Origin of the sequence: Leptospira yasudae (assembly GCF_003545925.1) — a bacterium.
Classification (GTDB): Bacteria; Spirochaetota; Leptospiria; order Leptospirales; family Leptospiraceae; genus Leptospira; species Leptospira yasudae.
Genome location: NZ_QHCU01000001.1, coordinates 241,663 through 263,326, shown reverse-complemented (window position 1 = coordinate 263,326; position 21,664 = coordinate 241,663). Strand labels below are relative to the sequence as shown.

General features: G+C 47.9%; 17 protein-coding genes. 5 read left to right on the top strand and 12 right to left on the bottom strand.

The window, feature by feature from the left end; genetic code table 11:
* Position 1 precedes the first annotated feature (1 nt).
* The 3 genes from DLM76_RS01235 to DLM76_RS01225 are packed head-to-tail and all read right to left on the bottom strand — an operon-like array spanning position 2 to position 8,176.
* Positions 2 to 5,356, bottom strand: a complete 5,355-nt coding sequence (locus DLM76_RS01235) for an AAA family ATPase (protein WP_118964160.1) — start codon at positions 5,354 to 5,356, stop codon at positions 2 to 4.
* A gap of 24 nt (positions 5,357 to 5,380) precedes the next feature.
* On the bottom strand, positions 5,381 to 6,355 hold the full coding sequence (locus tag DLM76_RS01230; protein WP_118956259.1) for a ketoacyl-ACP synthase III: 975 nt from the start codon (positions 6,353 to 6,355) through the stop codon (positions 5,381 to 5,383).
* Positions 6,356 to 6,388: 33 nt separating this feature from the next.
* On the bottom strand, positions 6,389 to 8,176 hold the full coding sequence (locus DLM76_RS01225) for a CoA-transferase (RefSeq protein WP_118964159.1): 1,788 nt from the start codon (positions 8,174 to 8,176) through the stop codon (positions 6,389 to 6,391).
* A 480-nt stretch (positions 8,177 to 8,656) separates the two neighbouring features.
* Between DLM76_RS01225 and DLM76_RS01215 the strand changes: the two genes are divergently transcribed.
* From DLM76_RS01215 to DLM76_RS01205, 3 genes are all read left to right on the top strand, one after another.
* Entirely contained in the window at positions 8,657 to 9,538 is an 882-nt protein-coding gene (locus DLM76_RS01215; protein WP_118964157.1) for an acyl-CoA thioesterase, read from the top strand.
* A gap of 38 nt (positions 9,539 to 9,576) precedes the next feature.
* A complete protein-coding gene (locus DLM76_RS01210) occupies positions 9,577 to 10,335 on the top strand; it encodes an SDR family NAD(P)-dependent oxidoreductase (RefSeq protein ID WP_118956482.1) in 759 nt (252 codons plus the stop codon).
* A 161-nt stretch (positions 10,336 to 10,496) separates the two neighbouring features.
* A complete protein-coding gene (locus tag DLM76_RS01205) occupies positions 10,497 to 11,315 on the top strand; it encodes a PP2C family protein-serine/threonine phosphatase (protein ID WP_118964156.1) in 819 nt (272 codons plus the stop codon).
* On the opposite strand, the gene DLM76_RS01200 is transcribed toward DLM76_RS01205, so the two are convergent.
* Both DLM76_RS01200 and DLM76_RS01195 read right to left on the bottom strand, forming a co-directional pair.
* On the bottom strand, positions 11,290 to 11,817 hold the full coding sequence (locus tag DLM76_RS01200; RefSeq protein ID WP_118964155.1) for a SiaB family protein kinase: 528 nt from the start codon (positions 11,815 to 11,817) through the stop codon (positions 11,290 to 11,292). The genes DLM76_RS01205 and DLM76_RS01200 overlap by 26 nt on opposite strands.
* Before the next feature lie 10 nt (positions 11,818 to 11,827).
* A complete protein-coding gene (locus DLM76_RS01195) occupies positions 11,828 to 13,117 on the bottom strand; it encodes a beta-ketoacyl-[acyl-carrier-protein] synthase family protein (protein WP_118956265.1) in 1,290 nt (429 codons plus the stop codon).
* Positions 13,118 to 13,697: 580 nt separating this feature from the next.
* Between DLM76_RS01195 and DLM76_RS01190 the strand changes: the two genes are divergently transcribed.
* Both DLM76_RS01190 and DLM76_RS01185 read left to right on the top strand, forming a co-directional pair.
* Positions 13,698 to 15,170 (top strand): adenylate/guanylate cyclase domain-containing protein, encoded by a 1,473-nt coding sequence (locus DLM76_RS01190; RefSeq protein ID WP_118964154.1) that lies wholly within the window; start codon positions 13,698 to 13,700, stop codon positions 15,168 to 15,170.
* Positions 15,171 to 15,232: 62 nt separating this feature from the next.
* On the top strand, positions 15,233 to 15,670 hold the full coding sequence (locus tag DLM76_RS01185) for an LA_2478/LA_2722/LA_4182 family protein (protein ID WP_118956267.1): 438 nt from the start codon (positions 15,233 to 15,235) through the stop codon (positions 15,668 to 15,670).
* A gap of 83 nt (positions 15,671 to 15,753) precedes the next feature.
* On the opposite strand, the gene DLM76_RS01180 is transcribed toward DLM76_RS01185, so the two are convergent.
* The 7 genes from DLM76_RS01180 to DLM76_RS01150 all read right to left on the bottom strand — a co-directional run bounded on the left by DLM76_RS01180 (position 15,754) and on the right by DLM76_RS01150 (position 21,565).
* Positions 15,754 to 16,161 carry a response regulator gene (locus DLM76_RS01180; RefSeq protein WP_118956268.1) on the bottom strand — a complete coding sequence of 136 codons (408 nt, stop codon included), beginning with the start codon at positions 16,159 to 16,161 and terminating at the stop codon, positions 15,754 to 15,756.
* A gap of 25 nt (positions 16,162 to 16,186) precedes the next feature.
* Positions 16,187 to 18,031 (bottom strand): ATP-binding protein, encoded by a 1,845-nt coding sequence (locus tag DLM76_RS01175; protein WP_118964532.1) that lies wholly within the window; start codon positions 18,029 to 18,031, stop codon positions 16,187 to 16,189.
* Positions 18,032 to 18,104: 73 nt separating this feature from the next.
* On the bottom strand, positions 18,105 to 19,115 hold the full coding sequence (locus DLM76_RS01170) for a lysylphosphatidylglycerol synthase transmembrane domain-containing protein (RefSeq protein WP_118964153.1): 1,011 nt from the start codon (positions 19,113 to 19,115) through the stop codon (positions 18,105 to 18,107).
* 23 nt (positions 19,116 to 19,138) lie between these two features.
* Positions 19,139 to 19,489 carry a histidine triad nucleotide-binding protein gene (locus DLM76_RS01165; RefSeq protein WP_118956270.1) on the bottom strand — a complete coding sequence of 117 codons (351 nt, stop codon included), beginning with the start codon at positions 19,487 to 19,489 and terminating at the stop codon, positions 19,139 to 19,141.
* Complete coding sequence (locus tag DLM76_RS01160; protein ID WP_118964152.1) at positions 19,486 to 20,382, bottom strand: ROK family protein; 897 nt, start codon at positions 20,380 to 20,382, stop codon at positions 19,486 to 19,488. Before DLM76_RS01160 ends, DLM76_RS01165 begins: the two co-directional genes overlap by 4 nt.
* Positions 20,379 to 21,044: an ABC transporter ATP-binding protein gene (locus tag DLM76_RS01155; protein ID WP_118956272.1), complete on the bottom strand. Its 666-nt coding sequence runs from the start codon at positions 21,042 to 21,044 to the stop codon at positions 20,379 to 20,381. Before DLM76_RS01155 ends, DLM76_RS01160 begins: the two co-directional genes overlap by 4 nt.
* Complete coding sequence (locus DLM76_RS01150; RefSeq protein WP_118956273.1) at positions 21,041 to 21,565, bottom strand: ABC transporter permease; 525 nt, start codon at positions 21,563 to 21,565, stop codon at positions 21,041 to 21,043. The genes DLM76_RS01155 and DLM76_RS01150 overlap by 4 nt, the downstream gene beginning before the upstream one ends.
* Positions 21,566 to 21,664 lie beyond the last annotated feature (99 nt).

The window sequence follows — 21,664 nt, the reverse complement described above, 5'->3', positions numbered from 1 at the left end:
ATCAGGTTCTAAAACCGATCAAAGTTATGTCATCTCTCTGGGCTTCCCCCGCTTGATGACCGTCTAAAAAGGCGGCTAAACGCTCTTTCTGTTCCGATGCGGGCAGAGACAAGACGCTTTGCAGATAAGAGATCAATCCTTTGCTCGCGATCCTCTGTCTTTGAGGATTCGGCTGATCCATATAACCGTCCGTCGCAAGATAAAACATGGTGGGTTTTCCCTTTTCCAGTTTTACTTCGTGCGTGGTGTACGTTCTGGAATCTTCTTTTTGTCGTCCGCCGATCGAATGTCTGTCGCCTTTGATCTCTTCGATCATATCACCCTTTGAGAAGTAGAGCGGTCTTTTGGCGCCGGCGAACAGGACTTTATCACCGTCGATTCTACAGAAGCAGACATCCATGCCGTCCACCGAGTTGGCGTCCATGGTATCCTGCTTTAAGGCTTGGCGAACATTTCGGTTTAAATGTTCCAAAACCTTGCCCGGATCTTTGATCCCTGCCTCATTTACGATCTGGTTGAGTAAAGTGTTCCCTATCATTGACATTAACGCACCGGGGACTCCGTGTCCAGTACAATCGACCGCCGCCAGAAAAATTGATCCTTCTTTTTTACTGAACCAGTAGAAGTCTCCCGATACGATGTCTTTGGGTCTGAATAAAACGAATTGCTCGTTTAGATTCTTTGCAAGTAGATCTTCGGAAGGAAGAATCGCTTGTTGAATATTCAAAGAATATTGAATACTGTCCGTTATGTGCTGATTCTTCAGTCCCAGATCCGCGTTGGCCTGCGCCAACTCCCTCGTTCTCTCCCTTACTTTTTCCTCCATGTTCGCGTAGAGCAACGCGTTATCGATGGAGATCGCCGCTTGGGAGGAAAGAATGTTCATGATCTGAAGTCGATCCGAGGTGAACGCCCCTTCCGAAAGGTTGTTTTCGAGATAGAGAATCCCCGAAATTTCCCCTTGTTTGATGACGGGCGCGCAGAGAACCGATTTCGTTTTAGAATTTTTGATATATTCGTCTTTGTTAAACTTCTCGTCCTGGTTCGCGTTACGCAAAACCAGATTCTCCTTGGTTCGTTCCACGTAGTAGATGAGAGAGATCGGAAGATTTTTGCTGTTTCCGAGAGGGATGCCGGTTAATACTTCCACGTCGTCCTTGGAAATCGAACCTTCCGCTTCCACGTAGAGTCTTCCTTCTTTTTTCAGAATGAGAACACCGCGTTGTGCTCCCGCGTTCTCGATTACGATCTTCATCAGTTTATCGAGAAGATTTTCCAGTTTGATCTCTCCGGAAATCGCCGTGGAACTTTTTAAGACCGACTGAAGATCGAGTGTTTGGCCCGAGTACACTTCCGTAGCGGCCGCGGTCGTGCTGGAAATCGTTCGGTGTGTGCGTAACGTTCCCGTTCCCCGTTCGCGGATGAATTCCGGGAACTTGGACTTGAGCATGCTTTGTTTGAGATTCGCGCCCCAAAGTCCGTAACGGTGATACGCCTCGTTGACGAATTCTCCCGCGATCTTGACGCTTCCTTTGGAAAGCCAGAACATCGCGGCGATCTCGCAGGCAAGGGCCTCGTCGTTTTGGAATTCGTTTTTTCTGGCCTCGCGGATCGCCGCTTCATACGTCCTCGCCGCCTTCCAGTTTTTGTATTCGAGTCTTGCAAGTTCCGCGTCCACGAGAAGATACTTGTGATAAAAGTTTTCCGGACAGCTTTCGGCTAACGTAAGAAGTTGTTTTTGATTCTCGCGGATCTTTTTTAAATATTCCTTTTTGCGATCGGGAGAAACCTTTTTGTAGTTCGCGGCGAGCGCGAGCGAATATAAAAAGTTGTGTTCGAGCGGACCGTATTGACCTCCGAGATAGAGAATCATTCCGTTCGCTTCTTCGGCTTCCTGAAGGGCGAGTTGATATTCTCCGTACATCAAAAGGGAACGAACCTTCATCACCTTGAACGTAACGATCGGAGCGGGGCTCTGGTGATCGTTGCATAGATCGATGTATTCCTTCTCCTGGTATTCGGTGGAGGAGAAGTCCAGATGACTTCCGGTTTCTCCTCTGAGGTTGGAAAGAATCAAGGTCGTTCCGAGGATCGTGTCGATGGCGAGGTTGTTCTTCACCTTACGCACGAACTTGAGAAGTTGATTGATCTTCGGTTTTAGGATCTCGAGATTCTTCCCTTGAAACATCACGTTAGACGCATCGTTCATCGCGGCGTAACTTCCGTGCAGGAATTCCCCCGAATCCAAAGCGGCCTGAACGCACTTGATGTTCACCTCCTCCGAAAATTTCAGATGTTTTACGAACGAAGAGGAGTAATTCGCGAGAATGTTCGCCGCCTTCGTATATCCGCCGGAGTTCATGTGCTTTTCGCTGAGTTTGACCGCGAGTTCGCAGAAGTCATAAGCCCCTTTGTAGTCCGCGAGTTTTCCCACAAGCACCATTCCGTAACACGAATATCCGTACGAATCGGAAAGGTTCCCGTATTTCATCAGAAGGTTCGCCATCTTCAAACAGATGACGGGGAAGAGCGCGGGTTCCTTGTTGTATGCCATCGGAATCGCGCTGATCAAAAGATTGACCGCCCAGATATGGTTCGGATCGGTCATCAATGGTTCGTCTAACAAAGCCGTAACGCTTCGGTTCTTGAGATTCTTCTTGGCTTCTTCGATTTCCTTGTCCACGACCTTGTCGAAATTGGAAGTGGGGATTTCGATTCCGAGAGGTTTGAGAGCTTTGATGACGGTCGGCATCGCGAGATCGTATTTTCCTTGTGCGGAGTATTCGATCATGAGAAGGTTATACGCTTCCGCTTGTTCCACGGGAGTTTTGGATTGTTTCAAGAGAGTCTGGATGATTTCCTGCGATTCCTCGAAGTTCCCGTTGAGATACAAGACTTCCGCGAGTTCCTTGTGAACCGCGTAACAGAGTTCGTATTCCTTGGTCCAAAGTTCCTTGTCTCCTTTGCCCGCTTCGGGAAGGGAGAATAGAAGTTCTCTCGATTTTTCGGAATACGCTTTTGCAGGTTTGTATGCTGCGGAGAGTTTCGCCTTTTGCGCGGCTTGAAGATTCAATTGTAATAATTTACGTTTTTCTAAATTATCCTGAATGAGAGTCGATCCAGTGTTCAAGTGGTTGACCACGTCGAAGATCGAATCTTCCAGGGATTTTTCGTTCAGGTTCTCGAGAAGAATTCTTCCGATCTGAAGACGAACGGATTGTTTCTGGTTTTCGTCCAGAAGTTCGTAGCTCGCTTGCTGCACCCGGTCGTGTTGGAAACGGAATTGAATCGATTTGGCGGTTTGAAAATTCTTTTCCCGGTTTTCTTCGATCTCTTCCATCGAATCGACCAATCGATAGTTGTCTCCGATCGGAACGATCAATTCCTCTTCCATGGTTTCCATCAGCGCGGCCATGGTTTCCTTCAATGTCGCCCCAAGAATCTTGGATTGGATTCCGAGATCGAAGTTGCTTCCGATACAGGACGCGAGTTTCAGAGTTTCCTGCGTGCGCGGAGCGAGTTTTTTGATTCTTCGAACGAGCAGTTCGACTACGTTATCCGAAATATCTGTCTTTTTGATCTTTTCGAGATTCCAGATCCACTTTCCGGAAATCGTGGAACTTCCTTTTTGATACGAGATGATTTCCTCTTTGGAAAGTTGTTTTAAAAGCTCGTTGATAAAGAACGGATTCCCTCTCGTTTTCGAATAAACGATTTCCGCAAAACTTTGCGTCTCGTCCTTGGGTCTGCGTAAACTGTCGGAAAGAAGTTCGTTTACGTTCTCCAAACTCAAAGGTTTGAGAAGAATTTTGTCCAAACGGAACCCTTCCTTTTCCAAACCCGTTACGAGAGTCGAAAACGGATGGGTCGAATCGACCTCGTTGTCCCTATACGCTAGCATTAGGAAAAGATAATTTACGGAAACGTCCTCGATCAGGTTTTTTACGAGTTCGAGAGAAGGCGTGTCCGCCCACTGTAAATCGTCCAAAAAGATCGCGAGCGGGTGTTCCGCGTTCGCAAAGATCTTGATGAAGTTCTGAAATACGAGGTAGAAACGGTTCGCGTTTTCCTGAGGGCCGAGTTCCGTTACGGGCGCTTGTTCGCCGATGATGAATTCGAGTTCGGGCAATACGTCCGTCATCACCTTTCCGTTGACGCCTAACGTGTCGCGGATCTGATTTTTCCATTCCTCGATGCGTTCGGGAGATTCGGTGAGAATCTGTTCGATGAGATTGGAGAACACTTGAATGATCGCGCTGAACGGAACGTTCCGGTTGTATTGATCGAACTTTCCGGAAACGAAATATCCCTTCGATTCAGTGAGCGGTTTGTTGATCTCTTTTACGAGAGAGGACTTTCCCACGCCGGAATAACCCGCGATCAGAACGACGCTCGTTCTTCCCGTATCGGTTACGCGTTTGAATTCGCTTAACAATGCCGCGATGTATTCCTCTCTTCCGTAGAGTTTTTGAGGAATTTTGAATTCGTTGGAATAATCCTTGGAGCCGAGAGGGAAGGCGGGCGCGTCTCCGGATTCCAGCCATTTGTCCCGGATCGTTTCGAGATCGGCTTTGAGTCCTTCCGAGGTTTGATATCTGTCTTCCGCGGTTTTGGAAAGAAGTTTTAATACGACATGAGAAAGCGCTTCCGGAATTTCGTTGCGGAGTTTGCGCGGTTCGATAGGGGACTTCGCGAGATGAAAGTGAACGAGTTCCAGAAGGTCTTCGCTTTCGAACGGAAGTTTTCCCGTGAGAAGTTCGTAGAACGTAACTCCCAGAGAATAGAAATCGCTTCTGTAATCCACGGAACGGTTCATTCTTCCGGTTTGTTCCGGTGAAACGTAATGAATGCTTCCTTCCAATCGGTTCGGATTGGACCAGGAGGTTTCTTCCTTGGAAAGACGGGTGGAAATTCCGAAGTCCACGATCCGCAAGAGTTCGTTTTCCGGATTGAAGATGATGTTGTCCGGCTTTAAGTCCTTGTGTATTACCTTTTTATTATGGATTTCTCCGAGTTTTTCGGCGAGATCGATCGCGATCTTAAAGAAGTCCTTGAGGTTGACCGGTTTTTTTTGGGAAAAATGTTTGAGCGTCGCCCCGGGAACGAACTCCAAAATCAGAGTGAATCCTTCCGGAATCTTCTCCATTCCGAAAGCGTGGATCATTTTTTCGGAAGCGAGATAATTGAGAATTTCGTATTCGTTCCGCAGGTTGACGACCGCCGGATGCAGTTCGTCGAGGATCGGGATATATTTGATCACCACGTTGGTTCCGTCCTTCGATCGGACGGCTTTGTAAACCTCCGTGGACGAATCCGCGTTCATTCTTTCTTTTAGTTCGTAACCGTTTATTTTCATATAGTTCGATTGCCCCGATCCCGTTCAAAGACGAAACAGGAGTCCTCCCCAATAAAATCCGCCTCCGACGGCGGGTGTGAGGAACAAATCTCCTTTTTTAAACTTTCCTTTATAATAATATTCTGATAATACGATGGGGATCGAAGCGGCGGAAGTGTTTCCCACACGTTCGAAGTTCATCAGGATTTTTTCTCTCGGAAACTTGGTCCGCTTGAGAACGTCCTGAACGACCACGTCCGTTCCCGGATGAGGAACGACCCAATCGACGTCGTCGACGGTCAGTCCGTTTTTTTCCAACAGAAGATCCATCGACTTGAGAGTGAGATCCGCCGCGTTGGTCACGAGTTCCGGATAACTTTTCACGTAACTCTGCGGCGGCGGTCCGGTTACGATGATTCCGGCCAAATCCCCGTCGTCCTGCAAAAAGGAATCGATGATTCCGAAATTCGGATCTCCCGTATGCTCGAGAAAAACTCCTGCCGCCGCGTCTCCCGCCGTGAATTCTCCGTAACCGCCCATGCGGGTTCTGACGGAAAAGCGTTCGCTTCCGATCACGAGCGCGTTCTTGAATTTGCCCGTGCCCAAATACGCGGATGCGGTTTGAACTCCGTGAACGAATCCCGTGCAGGCGGTGCTTACGTCGAAGGCGAGTGCGTTTTTTGTTCCGGAAAGTTTGGACGCTTGCGGCGCGAGATCGGGAAGATAATAACGATCGGTCCAGTTCGCGAGAATGTAAAGATCCACGTCCTCGGGTTTTTTACCCGCGTCCTTGAGAGCCATCTCGGCGACTTGCGCCGCCATAAACATCGCTGTTTCTTTTTCGTTCGCCCTTCTTCTTTCGTTGACTCCGATGTTTCCGATGACGGCTTTTTCAGCCGGATGCATTTCCGGAAATTTCAACCGCGAGCGGATCTCTTCGTTGGTCACGATCTGCTCGGGAAAGTAATGACCGAATCCGGTGATTCTTACTCCGTTCGATGTCAGATTTTTTCCGCTCATAAAAGGCCTCTAGTAAATTCAAATTTCATTTTATTATGGAAGTCTTGTATATACCATAAATTGTTCTATGTAAATCTTTTCCGGATCCAATTCCCTTAAAACGGTCAGTTCTTCCGCGGTTACGGGAGGTTCGTTTTTGAGAGGAACGTCCTCGTCCGGCGGAAGCCAGGACGTAAAACGAAGCACCGCTTCTTCCGGTTCCATCTCTTCGTCCGAAGGAGGCGCGATCCAATGGGAGAATTCGAACACGTGATCCGAGTTCGGTTTTCTCTGAAATCTTCCGAACTGACAAACCGCTTCCATCACCCGATCTCCGACGGAAGTGATGTAGTTGACGTGTTTTACGAATCTTCCGCGGTTCGCTTTCGCGACTACGATACAATCCGCAACGGCCGCGATGTCGTTCGCGCCGCCGGAACCCACAAGAAATTTTCCTTTTGCGGTTTTCGTGGAGTTGATGTTGCCGAACCAATCCACTTCCGCCGCTCCTAAAACTCCGAGACAATGATCGGGAACGACCGTGCCTAAGATGCTCGTGATGTCGGAAAGCATCGTACATTCTTTCGTATGCAATTGACTGAAAAGAAAAACGTCTCCCGTATGAGGTTTCATCGAATAGAAGCCGAGTTCCGTGATGACCTTTACGGAAATTCCTTCCTGTTCGAGAAAGCGCGCCGCGGTCCAAGCGGAGATATGAGCCGCGCCGATTCCTGCGAGAATCGTTTTGTAACCTTTGAGTTTGACGTATTCCTGAATCGCTCTCGCAGCAAGGATGATCATCTGCTCCGAGTCGTTTACCGTTTTCGGATCTTCGAGTTTGACCGCTTTGTTTTCTTCGGGAATCTGTTTTAACTTTCTGAGCTTTTTGCTTCCGATGCGATCCAGATATTCCTTATGACCGCCTTCGATGTTTACGAAATCCGCATACCATTTTTCGGCTCGGGAAGGAACGTTGGCCGCTTCGTTGGCTTCGATCTGAAACTCGTAGTCGTCGAGATAGGTGGAAAGACCTTCGAACGCTGAAACTCCCGGAAGATTATAAACGCGCAAGGATTGAGGATGTGCGCCGAATTCCGCGACGGAAAGCGCCGTGACTCGATTGCCCGGGATCGTTACCAGTTCGGGAGGAATCGTTCCTTTTGGAACGATCTTTTCCACCGTTGCGATGACTCCTTTTTTTGCTGCGAGCGCTCCCCAATATCCTTCTCCGCTGGGAGGACAAAGAACGAGATTTCCTTCTTCGTCGCCGACGACCGCGTGGATCAAAGTGAAGTCCGGGTTTAAGGGAAGAATATAAGCGAGATCGACTCCTCGTTTTCCTCTGTAGTTTTCCGCGGGAGAACCGTTCGGACCCGTGGAACGGTTTTGTGGATCGGGAAATAAGAACGCGGTTTTTCCGAGTTTGTCGAGAATGAGATCGCTTCCCAGAAGGGAGTTCGTAATAAAACCGGGAAGACGCATCGCGCCCGCCATCAATCTTTGAACGATGCTGAGAAGGGACCAAAGCTCCAGTTCGAACGGAGAACCTTCGAGTAAATTAGAATATAATGAATTAGGCGAGGGTTTCGGATAGTTGTCTCCCGCAAAACCGGTGATCATTCGTTTAACGATTTTCGCGATCGTAAGGGCGTGAGCGCTGGAATGAATTCCCGCCATGCTGATGACGAACTCCGGATTCGTGTTTTGAAAACAACGCGCGAGCGAATAGATGAGAGCGTTGGGTCTGGACATGGTTGCGGAAAGATGCAAGTGCATGCCCGGACGCACGATTTCTCGGATCATCTCGTCCGGGTCGTTAAAGATCTTCGTATTTGCTTCCAATGATTCCAAGGTTTCCGATCAGCGTACGTTATGAGTTCTTGTCGGTCCGCTCGAACACGTTTTCGTTTCCCGATTCGCATACGAGAAAAAGAGAAAAATCACAACCGGAAATGTTCCCTTTTTTCGAACTTCTGAATATTTTTATACGATCCGTTTTTCGACGAACAGCGCGTAGATCGCGACGCGCGGCAATGGTGAAGGATCTTCTTTCAAGAATGCTCTCTAGCAAGAACTTTTTGCCGAACAATTTAAAAACGGCGTCTTCTCAAAAAAAGAAACGCGGCGTCAACGGGAGAATTCTTCCGTTCGTCTCGAAGAAAAAAAATTCAAGGCGAGGCTTTCGAAAACACAAACGGGAATTTCACTTCAAGACGGGCCTTTCGAAATCCGAAATTATAAAGAGAAGGAAATTTATTTCCGTCGCTTTCGGACTTCCCTTATGTCGCAACGGGAGTTTTCGCGGCGGATTTCGAAATATCTATGACAGACATACAGATCGAATTTCCGGAGAAGTATTATTTCTCGACGGAGCTGGCGATTCGCAAAACGGATCTGGCTCTGGATATACACGTGTCCTTCGCTTCGATTCTGGATATCGTGATGGAGGCGCATCTCCAGTTCTTTCAATATCTCGGATTTTCGGTAACGGATATTTACGGAAAGAGCATTATCTTCGCCAATGCGGGAATTCTCTATCAGGGAGAATTGCTCTACAACGATCGCGTCAAGATTGACGTCGTGTTGGACAACCTCGGAGAGAAATCGTTCGATCTAACGTTCCGTCTTTCCAAAGACGATCGAAGAGAAAAGGTTTCTCTCGTAAAGATCCGCGTTTTGTTTTTCGATTATTCCATCCGTAAAGTAGTGCCCATTCCCGAAGGATTCCGTAAAATTTTTACGGAAGGAAAAATTCCTTCGTATGCTTCTCCTCCTGTGGGAACCGACGCAGCGGAGAAGGGAAGCGCGAAATCCTCCACGTCCACGCAGATCCGCAGCTTTGATAAACTGGAAGTTCTGCGTCTCGCACACGATCTCATTTTGAAAGTATACGCGCTCGGAAACAGAATGGATGCGGCCAAGCTCAAAGAACACGGACCTCTCCTCGAACATATCCGATCGGTTTCCGCTCTTCTTCCCGTGCGCATCGCCGGAGCCTGGGGAAGCAGAATCCTTTCCGAAAAGATCAAAAATATTCTCAAGGCGAAAGTCCATCTGGAAGAACTCCGTTATCTGCTCGTTCTCGTTCAGGATCTGAAGGCTTCTTCCATCGAAAAGGAACTCAACGATCTGGAAACGATCAACGTGCATCTGAAAAAATATCTTTCCCGGGTTCGCAACGGAAAGACGAGAAAACTGATTTAAGTAAATTCTAAAATTTGAATATCATTTCGGAGAATTCCATGAAAGACAAAGTCGCTATGGTTACCGGAGGCAGCACCGGAATCGGAAAAGCAGTCGTACAGGAGTTCGTCTCGAAGGGCGTCAAAGTCGTGTTTTGCGGACGCAGACTCGACGAGGGAAAAAAGCTCGAGTCGGAAGTCCGTTCTCAAGGCGGGGACGTTCACTTCGTCGTGTGCGACGTGACATCCGGGGAACAAGTGAAGAAGGTCGTCGATACCGCCGTGGAGAAATTCGGTCGATTGGATTTCGGAGTCAACAACGCGGGAATCATGGGAGCCAATCATCCCTTACACGAATATCCCGAAGCGGTATGGGATAACGTGGTGAACGTAAACCTCAAAGGCGCATGGCTGTCGATGAAGGTTCAAATCCCGGAAATCATCAAGGCCGGCGGAGGAGCCGTCGTAAACGTATCCTCCATTTCGGGAATCAACGGGGTAGTCGGAATCAATCCGTACTCCGCGGCCAAACACGGCGTTGTCGGATTAACGAAAAGCGCCGCTTTGGAATACGCAAAGAAGAATGTTCGCATTAACGCGATCTGTCCGGGCGCGGTCAAAACCGAAATCCTGGACGAACTCTTTCATCTCGCCAAAGATCCGATCGAGGCGGAAAAGCAGCTCGTCAAATTGCATCCCATGCACCGAATCGCCACCCCGGAAGAGATCGCAAAAACGGTGATCTGGCTCTGCGGGGACGATTCTACTTTTATTACGGGGACGGCGATCCCGGTAGACGGCGGTTATTCCGCGAAATAGCGTTTTTTCGAAAACCTGTTGCAGAAAATTTTGGAATCAAAACATTAGAGACAGTCTATTTTCTAGAAAAAAGAATTTGGCGAAGATTTGTTCTTGAAGTTCGCCGTTGACACATATTACTAATAGATTGTGGAGATTGTTTCAATTTCCAGTGTTTCTCCATGATTATTAATTACTTTGGAATAACGGAAAAGGGGAATTTTCGTTCGCATAACGAGGATTCTATGTACGTATCCGGTGAAATCGTAGCCGGGTCCGTATCGGGTTCGTTTTCCTCGGCCGGAATCCGGGATTCCGCCGCCGCTCCGTTGATTCTCGCGCTCGCGGACGGGATGGGCGGACATATCTCCGGAGAAATCGCAAGCCGCATGACGTTGGAAAAACTCGCTTGGACCGAACGTGCGATTCAACCTTTGGAAGAATTACCCCGCGCCGGTTGGCAGAACTTATTCCGCAAAATCAATCACGAGATCAACGATCACGCAAAGGCCACCGGAAGACTGGGCATGGGGACCACGTTAGTCGGCGCTTTGTTCGGAAGAAGAAAGGTGCTCGTTTTCAATATGGGAGACAGCCGCGCCTATCATCTTTCCGCGCAAGGGGTCCACAAGATTACGGTGGATCATTCCTTTTCGGATACGGTCAAAGGGCATCCTATGCCGAGAAGTTATATCACGAGTTGTATCGGAGGCGGAACCACCGACCTTCAGATGGATCTGTTCGACATCACCGGATCTCTGAACGAAGGGGATCGGATTCTTCTGTGTACGGACGGGTTGACCGACGTGATCAAGATCGACGATCTGGAAGAAATTCTGCGAAACGCAACGAACGCAAAAGAGGCTTGTTCCCATCTTTCGGAAGAAGCCAATCTAAGAATGACCAAGGACAACACTTCGGTCATCGTGATCGAAGTCAAAGAAATGGCGTTGTCCCACGCGGAACCTTGGAAGCTTACCCCAGGCGAAAGAAAACGGTAAGAGTAAAAAAGAAATCTCCGGTCGGCGTCGGCTCGAACGCGGAACGAAACGGAAAATCAGATTTTTTTAATATTTCCAAAAATCCCAAACCCGCACCTTTGCTGTCCTCCGGTCTTTCTCCTTTGATCTTTTCCTGATACAGTTCCTTTACTTCGTCTCCGGTCAGGGATAAAAAATGTTCCAGTTTGGTTCTCAGAACCGAAGCGGTTTCCGCGCTTAAGAAGTTGGCGGTGGAGAGTTTGAGAATATGACTTTTTTCTTTTATAAGAATCAGGCCCACTCCGTAGTCCCCTTCTTTTTCCAGAGAATAGTGACTTACGTTCTGCGCCATCTCGACGAACACGTTGAGAATCTTGTTCTTCCGTTTTTCGTTCGCGATTCTATCCTTGAGAATTTCCGTAAGACTTCCGAGGATTTCGTGCGTCACCGCGCCTTGGTAGTAGAGGACGGACTTTAACTTTTTGGAATGATCGTATTGTCTGTGCAGTCCGCCGTTTTTCATTCGAATTCCTTTAAAGAAGATCGGGAGCGGTGAGGCTGACGAAAGAAGACTGACTTCCGATCGCGAATGCCATCGAGATCGCGTTCCTCATCCGCACCTTTCTCGCACCTTCCGTGATATGATCGTGATCGCATTCGGGGTCCACGTCCTTGAGATTGATCGTGGGACAGAGGGTTTGTTTTTCGAGCATAAGCGCCGTCGCAGCGACGTTGATGATTCCAGCCGCTCCGAACGTATGACCGAAGATCGGTTTGATCGAACCGAGAGGAGCCCATTTGTTTCGAGCGAGTCCGTTGTATAAAACCTTAAGAGCGCGGCTTTCCGCCATATCGTTGTTAATCGTCGCGGTTCCGTGTCCGCAGAAGTAGTCGATGTCTCCGAGACGAAGTCCGCTGATCTTTAAAAGACGATTCAGACCGGTCGCGGCTTTTTTACCCGTTAAGTCCATTCTCATCGCGTGATCGGCCTCGTTGTAGCTGAAGGTTCCCAAGACTTCCGCGTAGATTCTCGCTCCTCTCGCGAGAGCGTGATCCATTCTTTCCATACAAAGAACGGCGGCTCCTTCTCCCAAAATAAAACCGTCCCGGTTGCGATCATACGGTTTGATCGCCGCCTTCGGATTGTCTTTTTCCGCGGACATGACCGAACTCGCCGGATCGGAATACATCATCATCAAGGGTTTGATGAGAGGGAACTCGTGACCGCCCGCATACATCACTTCGGCTCTACCTTTGCGGATCGCCTGATAACAAAGGCTGATCGCGTGATGACCTCCGACACAAGCCGCGGTGATGGTGGTTACGAAACCTTGAATGTTTGCATAGATCGCGGTGAGATTGGTCGGGTTGGAAGCCATAGAAGTCAAAACGGAATATCGATCGAAAACGCTGGAATTCTGTTCTTCGTGATAGAGTTTCCAAGCGTGTTCCCACCAAGCGAGCGAAGCGCGCGAAGAAGAATCGATAAAGCCGACCTTGGAAGGATCGACCGAATCCTTTTCGAGTTTTGCGTCTCTTCTCGCTTCCTCCATCGCCGCCATGATCGCGAAGGTTTCTCGGTTATAATTTTTTGCGTGTTTCTCGTTGAGATCGGGAAGAAATTTTTTCCAGTCGAAATCGTTCATCTCCGCGGCGACTTTGACGGGCATATCATCGGTGGGAAATCTCGTAATCCAATCGATTTGGGAATTCCCTTCGGAAAGATTTTTCCAAAACGTATCCACGGAATAGGTATGGGGGAGAACGACTCCGATCCCCGTTATCGCAACCCTGGAATTCTTATTTGCCTTATTTTTATCCATACTCTCTTTTTATTTCTCTCGGATCTTGAAACGCGCATAACGCTTTTTTCGGGATGAGAATTTCCCAGGAACGAAATCCGAATTTCGTCAAGAAAGTATTCTTAGTTGTTCCGACAAACTTTTACCGCGTTCTAAGAAATTCACATTCGAATTTCATGGTTTCACTAAAGGGAAGCTTCCGATTTAGGAAAGAACTTTCAAGTACGACATTGGACGGTAAAAATCAAATCAAAAAAAACCGTATATTCCTTTTTTGCGACTTGTCTCGATTTGACCGGAAAGAGATAGGATTTCTGTGGGAACTCTTACAAAGCTGCGAATGGATCGCAGATCTAACGTGGATTTCGGGATCGTGTGGGAACTCTTACGGATTTTCCGCCTGATCGGTGTTCGTTCGGCAGGATCGCGGTTTCCACTTTGTGGAAAGCTTTCGCCTGATCGCTCCGCGGGCTTCAGCTATTTCGCTCACTATGAATCGCGAAATATGTAACAAAAATTATTACAAAAAGCTTGCCAAAGAATCGAAACCGGAAAAACTAGAGTCGTTTCGCGGGATCGCGGAAATCCGGAGGAGAATGTTATGTGGAACGAAACTCTTTTCGAACAAAAGAAAAAAGCCTTGGAAGGGTTCGGAGTCTTATCGAAAAAATCCATTTCCCGATTTATGGAAAATTTAAGGACTCAAGACGAATGGCAGCTGCACCGGATCAATCCGATCCGTTTCGCAAAGGACAACGGATTTGAAACCGGAGAAGCCTTGGATCTTTTTCTGCACGCGGGAAAGATCGGTCTTCTGGATTTCGCATACAACATGATCTGTCCCGCTTGCGGAGGAGTGGCTTCTTCCCATACTTCTTTGGATCAGATCGAGGAGAAAAGTTTTCACTGTTATATTTGCAATCTCGACGTGCCGACCACTTTGGACGATCAGGTGGAAGTCAGTTTTTCGGTGAATTCTTCCCTGAGAAAACAGAATCTCAATCCGTTGACGGACGCGCAGACCTATCTCAAATATCATATTTCGAGCAACTTTCATAAGTCGAAGGAGCTTCTGGATTTTATTTCTTCGAACACGCGCGAACTCGTCGTGATCGAACCCGGAGCGACTCGCACGATTCTACTCGATGCGACAAACGTCCCCGCGTATCAATTCAGTTCGGTGGAGAACAACTCCGCGGTCTTTTTGTATTTCGACGCGAAGGAAACGACTCAGGATCGAATCGTGGATCTGAGTCTGCTGTCTACCGGATTCACTCCGATCGAACTTCATCTTTCTCCCGGAGAATACGAAGTGAAGATTTCCAATCGTACGATCGCAAAGGCAGGATTTTTGGTCATTCGGCCGAACTCCAAAAGAATATTAGAAATCATTGATGAACATCCGACGGTGATCGAACCGTTTCTGACTGCAAAGATGCTCTTGAACAACCAGACCTTCCGCGAATTGTTCCGCGTTCAACAGCTCAGCAACAAACTGAATCTGAACGTAAAAAGTCTTACGATTCTTTTTACGGACCTGAGAGGATCGACCGAGATGTACGACAAGGCCGGTGACATTCTCGCGTATCGATTGGTGCAGGAACATTTCCGTCTTCTTTCCGAAACCGTAAAAAAACACAACGGGGCGATCGTAAAAACGATGGGAGACGCGATTATGGCGACCTTCTCCAGTCCGATCGAAGGATTATTCGCGTCGCTCGAAATGATGTCGCGCATCGATCGCATGAACGAAGAATTCAAGGAACACGGACACGAGATCGGTTTAAAAGTCGGTTTAAATGAAGGGCCCGCGCTTGCGGTCGTAAACGATGAACGCCTGGATTACTTCGGACAAAGCGTGAACATCGCGGCCCGCGTGCAAGCGCTCGCATCCGCGGGAGAAATCTGGGTGACCGAGCCGATTCTTTCCAGCCCCGGAATCCGCGAAGAATTGATGCAAAGAGGATACGAAGCCGAAAGACACGAAGCCTCTCTTAAGGGAGTGGGGCAAAAGGCCACCGTACATAAACTTTTTAAAACCGAAGAACAAAGGGAGTTTGCGAACGCGGTTTAGAAAAAATTTATTTTCAAAAAGAACGGGCGGTTCATTCTCTTGCTTTTAAAAAGGATAGGGTTATGAACCGTATAAAAAAGAGTTTGTTCGTTTCGATCGCGGCGTTGATTTTCGCCGCGAATTGCGGAAAGGCGTCCGGCGCGAATCTTGCGGCCGAAATGCAGGCGCTCGCTACTAAGTCCAAGGAAATCACCTGTGCGAAAACGGTGGAATGCGCTCAGGAACAATTCAGCAAGATGCCCGAGTCTCAGAAGAAGTTTATTCCTCCCATGCTTCAAAGCAAAGAAGCTTGTCTGACTTCGATGGAAGAAAGCGCGGCGGCTCAAAGAGCGAAGACCGGCGAGAAAGAAGAGGACGAGTGGAAGAACGCGACTCCCGAAAAGATCCAAGCAGCTAAGGATTGTTTGGCGGTGATCGAAAAGACGAGCTGTGCGGAGATGATGTCCCCGAACAACCCGATCCAAAAATCGGAGTCTTGTCAGTTTTTAGCTAAGAAGTAATTTCGTTGAATCGAAGTTCGGCGAAGAAATTCTCCGGACTTCGCAATTCGTTTCTCGAATCGGTTTTTCGATCGGACAAGACTTTAGTTTTGGTTACAGCAGAACCGAACCGCTTTGACCAATTCGTCCGAGTTCCACGGTTTGGAAATGATCGTGAAGGTTCCCGCTTCTTCCTTTACCCGTTCCGAAACGCCTTCTTCGAGATGTCCGGTCACTAAAATCGAACGGATATGCGGATACTTTCGATGAACCTGAATCAGAAAGTCGTCTCCGTTGACACCCGGCATTAGCCAATCGGAAAGAATCAAAACCACCTTCGTTCCTCTCGAAGTCAGATCGTCTATCACTTCCAGACCTTCGTCCGAGTCTTGAGCCGTTTCAAAGATGAATTCGTCTCCGAGTTTGTTTTTCAGTTCCTGCACTAAGGAAAGAAGAATGATCGGTTCGTCGTCTACGCAGAGAATCACGTTGGGTTCTTTTTCTAAAGTCAAATGAAAATACCGTCCTTGGAATACGTTAGGCGCTCTTTAGCCATACGCTGAATTTGGTGCGGCCCGGCGAGCTTTCGAATTCGATCCTTCCACCAAGATTATCAATTATTTTTTTACAGATGTCAAGTCCCAGGCCCATTCCTTCTCCCTGTTTTTTGGTCGTAAAGAAAGGATCGAAAATCTTACCTTGAATCTCCCTGGGGATTCCTGCGCCGGAATCGGTCCAGGAAACTACGATCCAAGAATCCTCTTCGCGGATCGAGATTTCGATCTTTCCTTTGTAGTTCATGGATTGAAGACCGTTGTTCAAAAGATTGATCCAAACCTGATTCAGTTTGTCCGCGTCACCCAGACATTTTTTGGAAGTTCGATAGTCCTTAACGATTTCGACTCCGTATCTTATTTTATTATGATATAGTACTAGAATATTTTCGATCTCCGTACGGAGGTCCACGCTTTCCAAGCCGCCTTCCTTTTCCTCTTTGGAAGGACGCAGGTAATTCTTCAAGGCGCTCACGACCCGGGAAGCCTTGTTCGTTGCGATCGAGATGACGTTGCTTACTCGAACAATCGTGATAAACGAAGATACCGCGGTTAAAATCTCGAGAGCCTTCGGAGTTTGAATGAGAGCAATCAGATCGTCGCCCATATTGTGAAGGCCCAGATCCGCCGCGAGATTTGCAATCCTATACGAATTGGAAATTCCCGCCGTTTCCAAACGGCGGGTCAATTCCTGACGAATTCCCCGATTGGAAAGAATCGCGGATTCGGAAACGTGTTTCAAAGCTTCCTCCAAAATCGCGCTGAACTTCTTCGTGTCTTCTTCATCCAAATTGGAAAGAAGGCTCGGTATATTTTTGAGTTCGTTTTGAACCACTTCGAGTATGGATCGGGACGAAGAAGAGATCGCGCCGAGAGGAGTGTTGAGTTCGTGCGTGATTCCGGCGGCCAATTGACCGAGCGCCGCGAGTTTTTCCGAAAGCAAAAGCTGGTTTTGTGTGTCCTTCAGATTTCGCATTAATTTTTCGAGTTCTTCCACTGCCTGCGTCAGGTCTTCGTTGGACTTGGCAAGTTCCGCCGTTCTCATTTCGACTTTCTTTTCAAGATTGGAGTTGAGTTCTAAGATGATCGCTTCGTTTTGTTTGCTTCTCGTCTGATTGACGATAAAGATCGTTCCGAGTCCGATCAGGATCGCGATCGTGGAAAAGAGAATCATATCCGCGCCGCTTTCGGTTTTACTGACCGGAATGCTTACTTCGAGAACTCCTCGAACGTCTCCGACTTTCCAATCCTTTTTAGGGGATTCCGGATGAGTATTGTGACATTGAACGCAGGAAGCCTGCATACGATCCGCGAGCGCATAACGAATGTAAGGTTGTCCGTCGATGTCCTTAAAAACATAGATCGGATTTCCGGGATTTTGTTTTAAACGGTATAAGGCCTCTCTTTGAAATTCGTCCAAGCCGTTCGGTTTGGATCTATGAGGAAACGGATAGTCGCTGAATAATTCGACTCGGATTCCTTCGAACCGATCGGTGAGATGTGCTCCGAATTCTTTGACGAAGGTCGCGGGAAGAGGAATACTTTTTGCTACGGTTTTGTATTTGTAAGTGACTTCCGTATGTTCGCGCAAAGCTTTACTGACGATGTTGTCCGAATAATATACGCGGAGAGCGAGCATCTGATCCGCGATCGATTTCACGTTTCGGATCGAAACGGTTTCGGTATTCTTTTTTTGATAATAAAAAAGAAGAGCGCCTAACAGGACGATCAACAGAATACAACCGAGAACGAAAGGAAGAATGATCCGCGTTTCTATTTTAAAAAAGCGGGACGCGGGCCAGGGAAAGGAAAGTTTCGTTTCGTTCATGTTTTTCGCCAATATTTTTCCCAGAATATATTATACGAAAAACGGGATACTTTCCCATTGGATTTCCGGTTTTTTATTCGGCGCTTTCTTCTTCGATGACTTCGGATTCCTTAAGGGAGAATTCCGCTTTTCCGAGTCCGCGTTTTCTTCTGTCCACGATCCAATACAAATAAAGAATCACGGCAAATACGCTCTGTAAAACGAATTGGGCGAGATGGACGGTCGTCGCATAGAATAAACCTTCCGAAGCCTTTCTTCCCATTAATACGAAGGAGGAAGTGACCGAAGCGTGGAATACTCCCGCGCCGGAAGGCGCGGAGGGAACCATCACGCCGACCGCACCGGCGAACATGATGAATACGATTCCCGGATAGTTCATTGGAATTCCCACGAGTTTGAGAAGAATTCCGTAACTGAGCGCGTATCCGATCAACCAGGTAAGCGCCGTTAAGACCGCGGGAACGATAAAACGTTTTAAAACTAAAAAGTTTCCGAGGTCTCGGATGTAATGCGCGAGTTTATGGAGAAACCAATCTTTCTTGCCTGCAAGACCCGCGATCCAAGCCAGAACGTTGATGATCGTCTCGTTTAAAAAACGAACCGCGATGAGCCCTAGAAAAATTCCCGCGATGACGAGGGATGAAATGATAAAGAAAGTGTCGCTGCTTTCGTCCTTGATTCCCAGAAATAGCAGCGCGCAGATTCCCGCGGAGAAGATAAACGAAAAATCCAGAACCTTTTCGATGAAGAGAGCGGTGACTAACGTGGGATATTGAAGATCGGATTCTTTTTTGCAAAAGTATAAACGGAAGATGTCTCCGCCGCGCGCGGGAAGAAACATGTTCGCGCCGACTCCGATAAACGAGGAAAGAAGAGCGTAACGGAAACGGATTTGTTTTCCCATAAGAAGATGCCATCTCCAGGAAAAAAGGATCAAACCCCAAATCGAAGAGATACAAAAGGGAATCAGATAGAACGGTTCCCAGCGTTCCTGAATTCTTGCGAACTCGTCGAGATCCAGTTTGGAAAATAAAAATCCGAGAGCGACGACGCTGACGATCACTCCCAATAAAATTCGTTTCAATGTTTTGTTCCTTGTTTAAACTCTCAACCCGGAGGCCAGATCATCTGTCGTTCCGCCAAAAGATGAAAATGAATGTGAAAGACCGTCTGCCCCCCGTTCTTTCCCGTGTTGTTTACGACCCTGTAGCCGTTTTCTTCGAAACCTAGACTTTTCGCGGTGTCGCGGATACGAAGCAATACGTTCCCCAACAAAGAAGAATCTTCGTTTCCGATTTCGGCGAGAGACGTTACGTGTTTTTTCGGGATGAAAACGATATGTACGGGCGCCTGCGGATTTATATCATGAAACGCTAATACTTCTTCGTTTTCAAACGCGATCTTTGCCGGAATTTCCTTTCGGATGATTTTACAGAAGATACAATTGTGATCGTTCATTCGTGATTCTCCATACAAAGCGCGGCGGCGCCTAGGGCTCCGGATACGTTTCCTCCGGGCAGGATTTGTGTGTACGTTCGAAAGATCGGAAAGATGATTTCTTGGATTCTTTGTCGGAGAGGATTTCCGAAAAGATCCCAGGATTTTACGAGTCCGCCGGTGAACACGATCTTTTCCGGATTGATCGTGTGAATCAGGGTTCTGCAGAGTTGGGCGAGGGCTTCGATTCCTTCATTTAACAGCGTTGAGGCGGGGGATTCTCCCTTGCGGCTCTTATCGAAGAATTCCTCCGCGGAACCGAGCGTGTGTCCGGTTTGTTCCTTGTATCGATGTAAGAATCCGCTCGCGCTGAAATACGCTTCGGTACAGCCTCTTTGTCCGCAGCCGCACAAGGAGCCGTTCGGAAAATACGTGACGTGGCCCGCTTCCATTCCGCTTCCTTTGTAACCGTTGAACAATTTTCCCTGATACACCCAGCCTCCGCCGAGTCCCGTTCCTAAGGTAAGAATGACGAGATTCGCGGAATTCTTACCCAACCCGAAACGGTATTCGCCGAGGGCCGCAAGGTTTGCGTCATTATTATAATATACTGGAATTTGAAAGTTCTTCTTGAGATGATCTACTATCGCCACGTTTTTGAGAAGAGGAAGATTGGCCGATTCGATGAGGATTCCGCTTTCGGAATCGATGGGGCCCGGACTTCCGATGCCAACCGCTATGAGAGAATCGTCTTTCATTTCGGAAACGATACCGCAGAGAGAATCGAGGAATTGTTTTTCGTCCGTTTCCACACCGGTTGCGCGCGACGTGCTTTTAAAAACCGTTCCTTGCGTATCGACGAGACTTGCCTTGATGCTTCCCGCTCCGATGTCGATTCCGAGATAGGATTTCATTTTACCACCCGGGTAAACGCTCCCTCTCTCATTTCATAGATTGTTTTTGCGTCGAAGGCGAGATTCATATCATGAGTCACTAATAGAATCGTAAGTCCTCTGGAATTGAAATCGTAAAGAAGATTGCGCACGAGTTCGCTGTTCTCCGGATCCAAATCTCCCGAAGGTTCGTCCGCAAGAAGAAGTTCCGGTTCGTTGATGAGAGATCGCGCGATCGCGGTCATCTGGATTTGTCCGCCCGAAAGTTTGCTCGGATAACTTTTGCGGATGGATTCGAGATGAAGACTTTGAATCAGGTATTCGCATTTTTCCAAATATTCTTTTTGGCTGAACTTTCCCACGAGAAGCGCGGGTAGAAGAATGTTCTCCTCGACGTCGAGATGAGGAAGCAATTCCGAAAACTGAAAGATGAGTCCTATGTTTCTCGCGCGGAAATTGGCGAGTGCGCCCTTTCCCATTTCGCTGACCTTGGTCGTGTCAAAATAGACTTCTCCGCTGGAACTGGACAACATTCCGGTGATCATGGAAAGCAGCGTGGTTTTTCCGGAACCGGACGGACCTACGATCGCGACATAGTCGGATTGGTTCATGTCGAAGGAAACCCCGTTGACTGCCTTCGATTTTCCGTATTCTCGCGAAAGATCGTTGATGCGAAGAATCATTTTCCCCTCCGAATCGAACGGTATGGATCTAAAAAGGTGAGAATCAAGGCGAGCCCCGCTCCGATTCCGGAGATCAAGCCGATCAGAATCAGAAACGCTTTGAGGTAATCGAGGAGACTCGAACCTTCGGAAACCCAGGGAGGAAAAAAGGCCGTAGCGATTACGCTTAGGAGAAACCCGAGTCCATGAAGAATCCAGAGTTCCGCGACCAAAAGCCGGACGGTTCCGATCCGATTTCCCCCGACCGCCATCATAATTCCCGCGTCGGAAGTGCGTAGAAGGGTTCGGGTAATCGCCATAAATGTCAAAGCGGCCGCGCTCAGCAATAAAACCAACTGTGGATAATTCCGGAAGAGTTCGATACTAGAAGGGTTAGAGGGGACCTTATCCATCCGAAGCAGAAAGATCCCGAAGATCAGAAAAAAACAAAATAAAACGGAAAATCCTATATGAAGAATACTGATTGTAATATCGCGTTTTACAATAGAATACGCAAATCTGAAGTAGGTAAGTTTTCCCATCTGGTTTTCGTTTCTGTAAAAAGTAGGATTTTATCCCAAGATCGGGCAAATCCCGGATCCATTCTCAGGATTTTATCCATTTACTAACCGGAACCTGAA

Excerpts from the sequence above, each read along its gene's own strand:
- DLM76_RS01235 (WP_118964160.1), bottom strand. The coding sequence starts at position 5,356 with ATGAAAATAAACGGTTACGAACTAAAAGAAAGAATGAACGCGGATTCG.
- DLM76_RS01230 (WP_118956259.1), bottom strand. The coding sequence starts at position 6,355 with ATGAGCGGAAAAAATCTGACATCGAACGGAGTAAGAATCACCGGATTC.
- DLM76_RS01215 (WP_118964157.1), top strand. The coding sequence starts at position 8,657 with ATGACAGACATACAGATCGAATTTCCGGAGAAGTATTATTTCTCGACG.
- DLM76_RS01210 (WP_118956482.1), top strand. The coding sequence starts at position 9,577 with ATGAAAGACAAAGTCGCTATGGTTACCGGAGGCAGCACCGGAATCGGA.
- DLM76_RS01205 (WP_118964156.1), top strand. The coding sequence starts at position 10,497 with ATGATTATTAATTACTTTGGAATAACGGAAAAGGGGAATTTTCGTTCG.
- DLM76_RS01200 (WP_118964155.1), bottom strand. The coding sequence starts at position 11,817 with ATGAAAAACGGCGGACTGCACAGACAATACGATCATTCCAAAAAGTTA.
- DLM76_RS01195 (WP_118956265.1), bottom strand. The coding sequence starts at position 13,117 with ATGGATAAAAATAAGGCAAATAAGAATTCCAGGGTTGCGATAACGGGG.
- DLM76_RS01190 (WP_118964154.1), top strand. The coding sequence starts at position 13,698 with ATGTGGAACGAAACTCTTTTCGAACAAAAGAAAAAAGCCTTGGAAGGG.
- DLM76_RS01185 (WP_118956267.1), top strand. The coding sequence starts at position 15,233 with ATGAACCGTATAAAAAAGAGTTTGTTCGTTTCGATCGCGGCGTTGATT.
- DLM76_RS01175 (WP_118964532.1), bottom strand. The coding sequence starts at position 18,031 with ATGAACGAAACGAAACTTTCCTTTCCCTGGCCCGCGTCCCGCTTTTTT.
- DLM76_RS01165 (WP_118956270.1), bottom strand. The coding sequence starts at position 19,489 with ATGAACGATCACAATTGTATCTTCTGTAAAATCATCCGAAAGGAAATT.
- DLM76_RS01160 (WP_118964152.1), bottom strand. The coding sequence starts at position 20,382 with ATGAAATCCTATCTCGGAATCGACATCGGAGCGGGAAGCATCAAGGCA.
- DLM76_RS01155 (WP_118956272.1), bottom strand. The coding sequence starts at position 21,044 with ATGATTCTTCGCATCAACGATCTTTCGCGAGAATACGGAAAATCGAAG.
- DLM76_RS01150 (WP_118956273.1), bottom strand. The coding sequence starts at position 21,565 with ATGGGAAAACTTACCTACTTCAGATTTGCGTATTCTATTGTAAAACGC.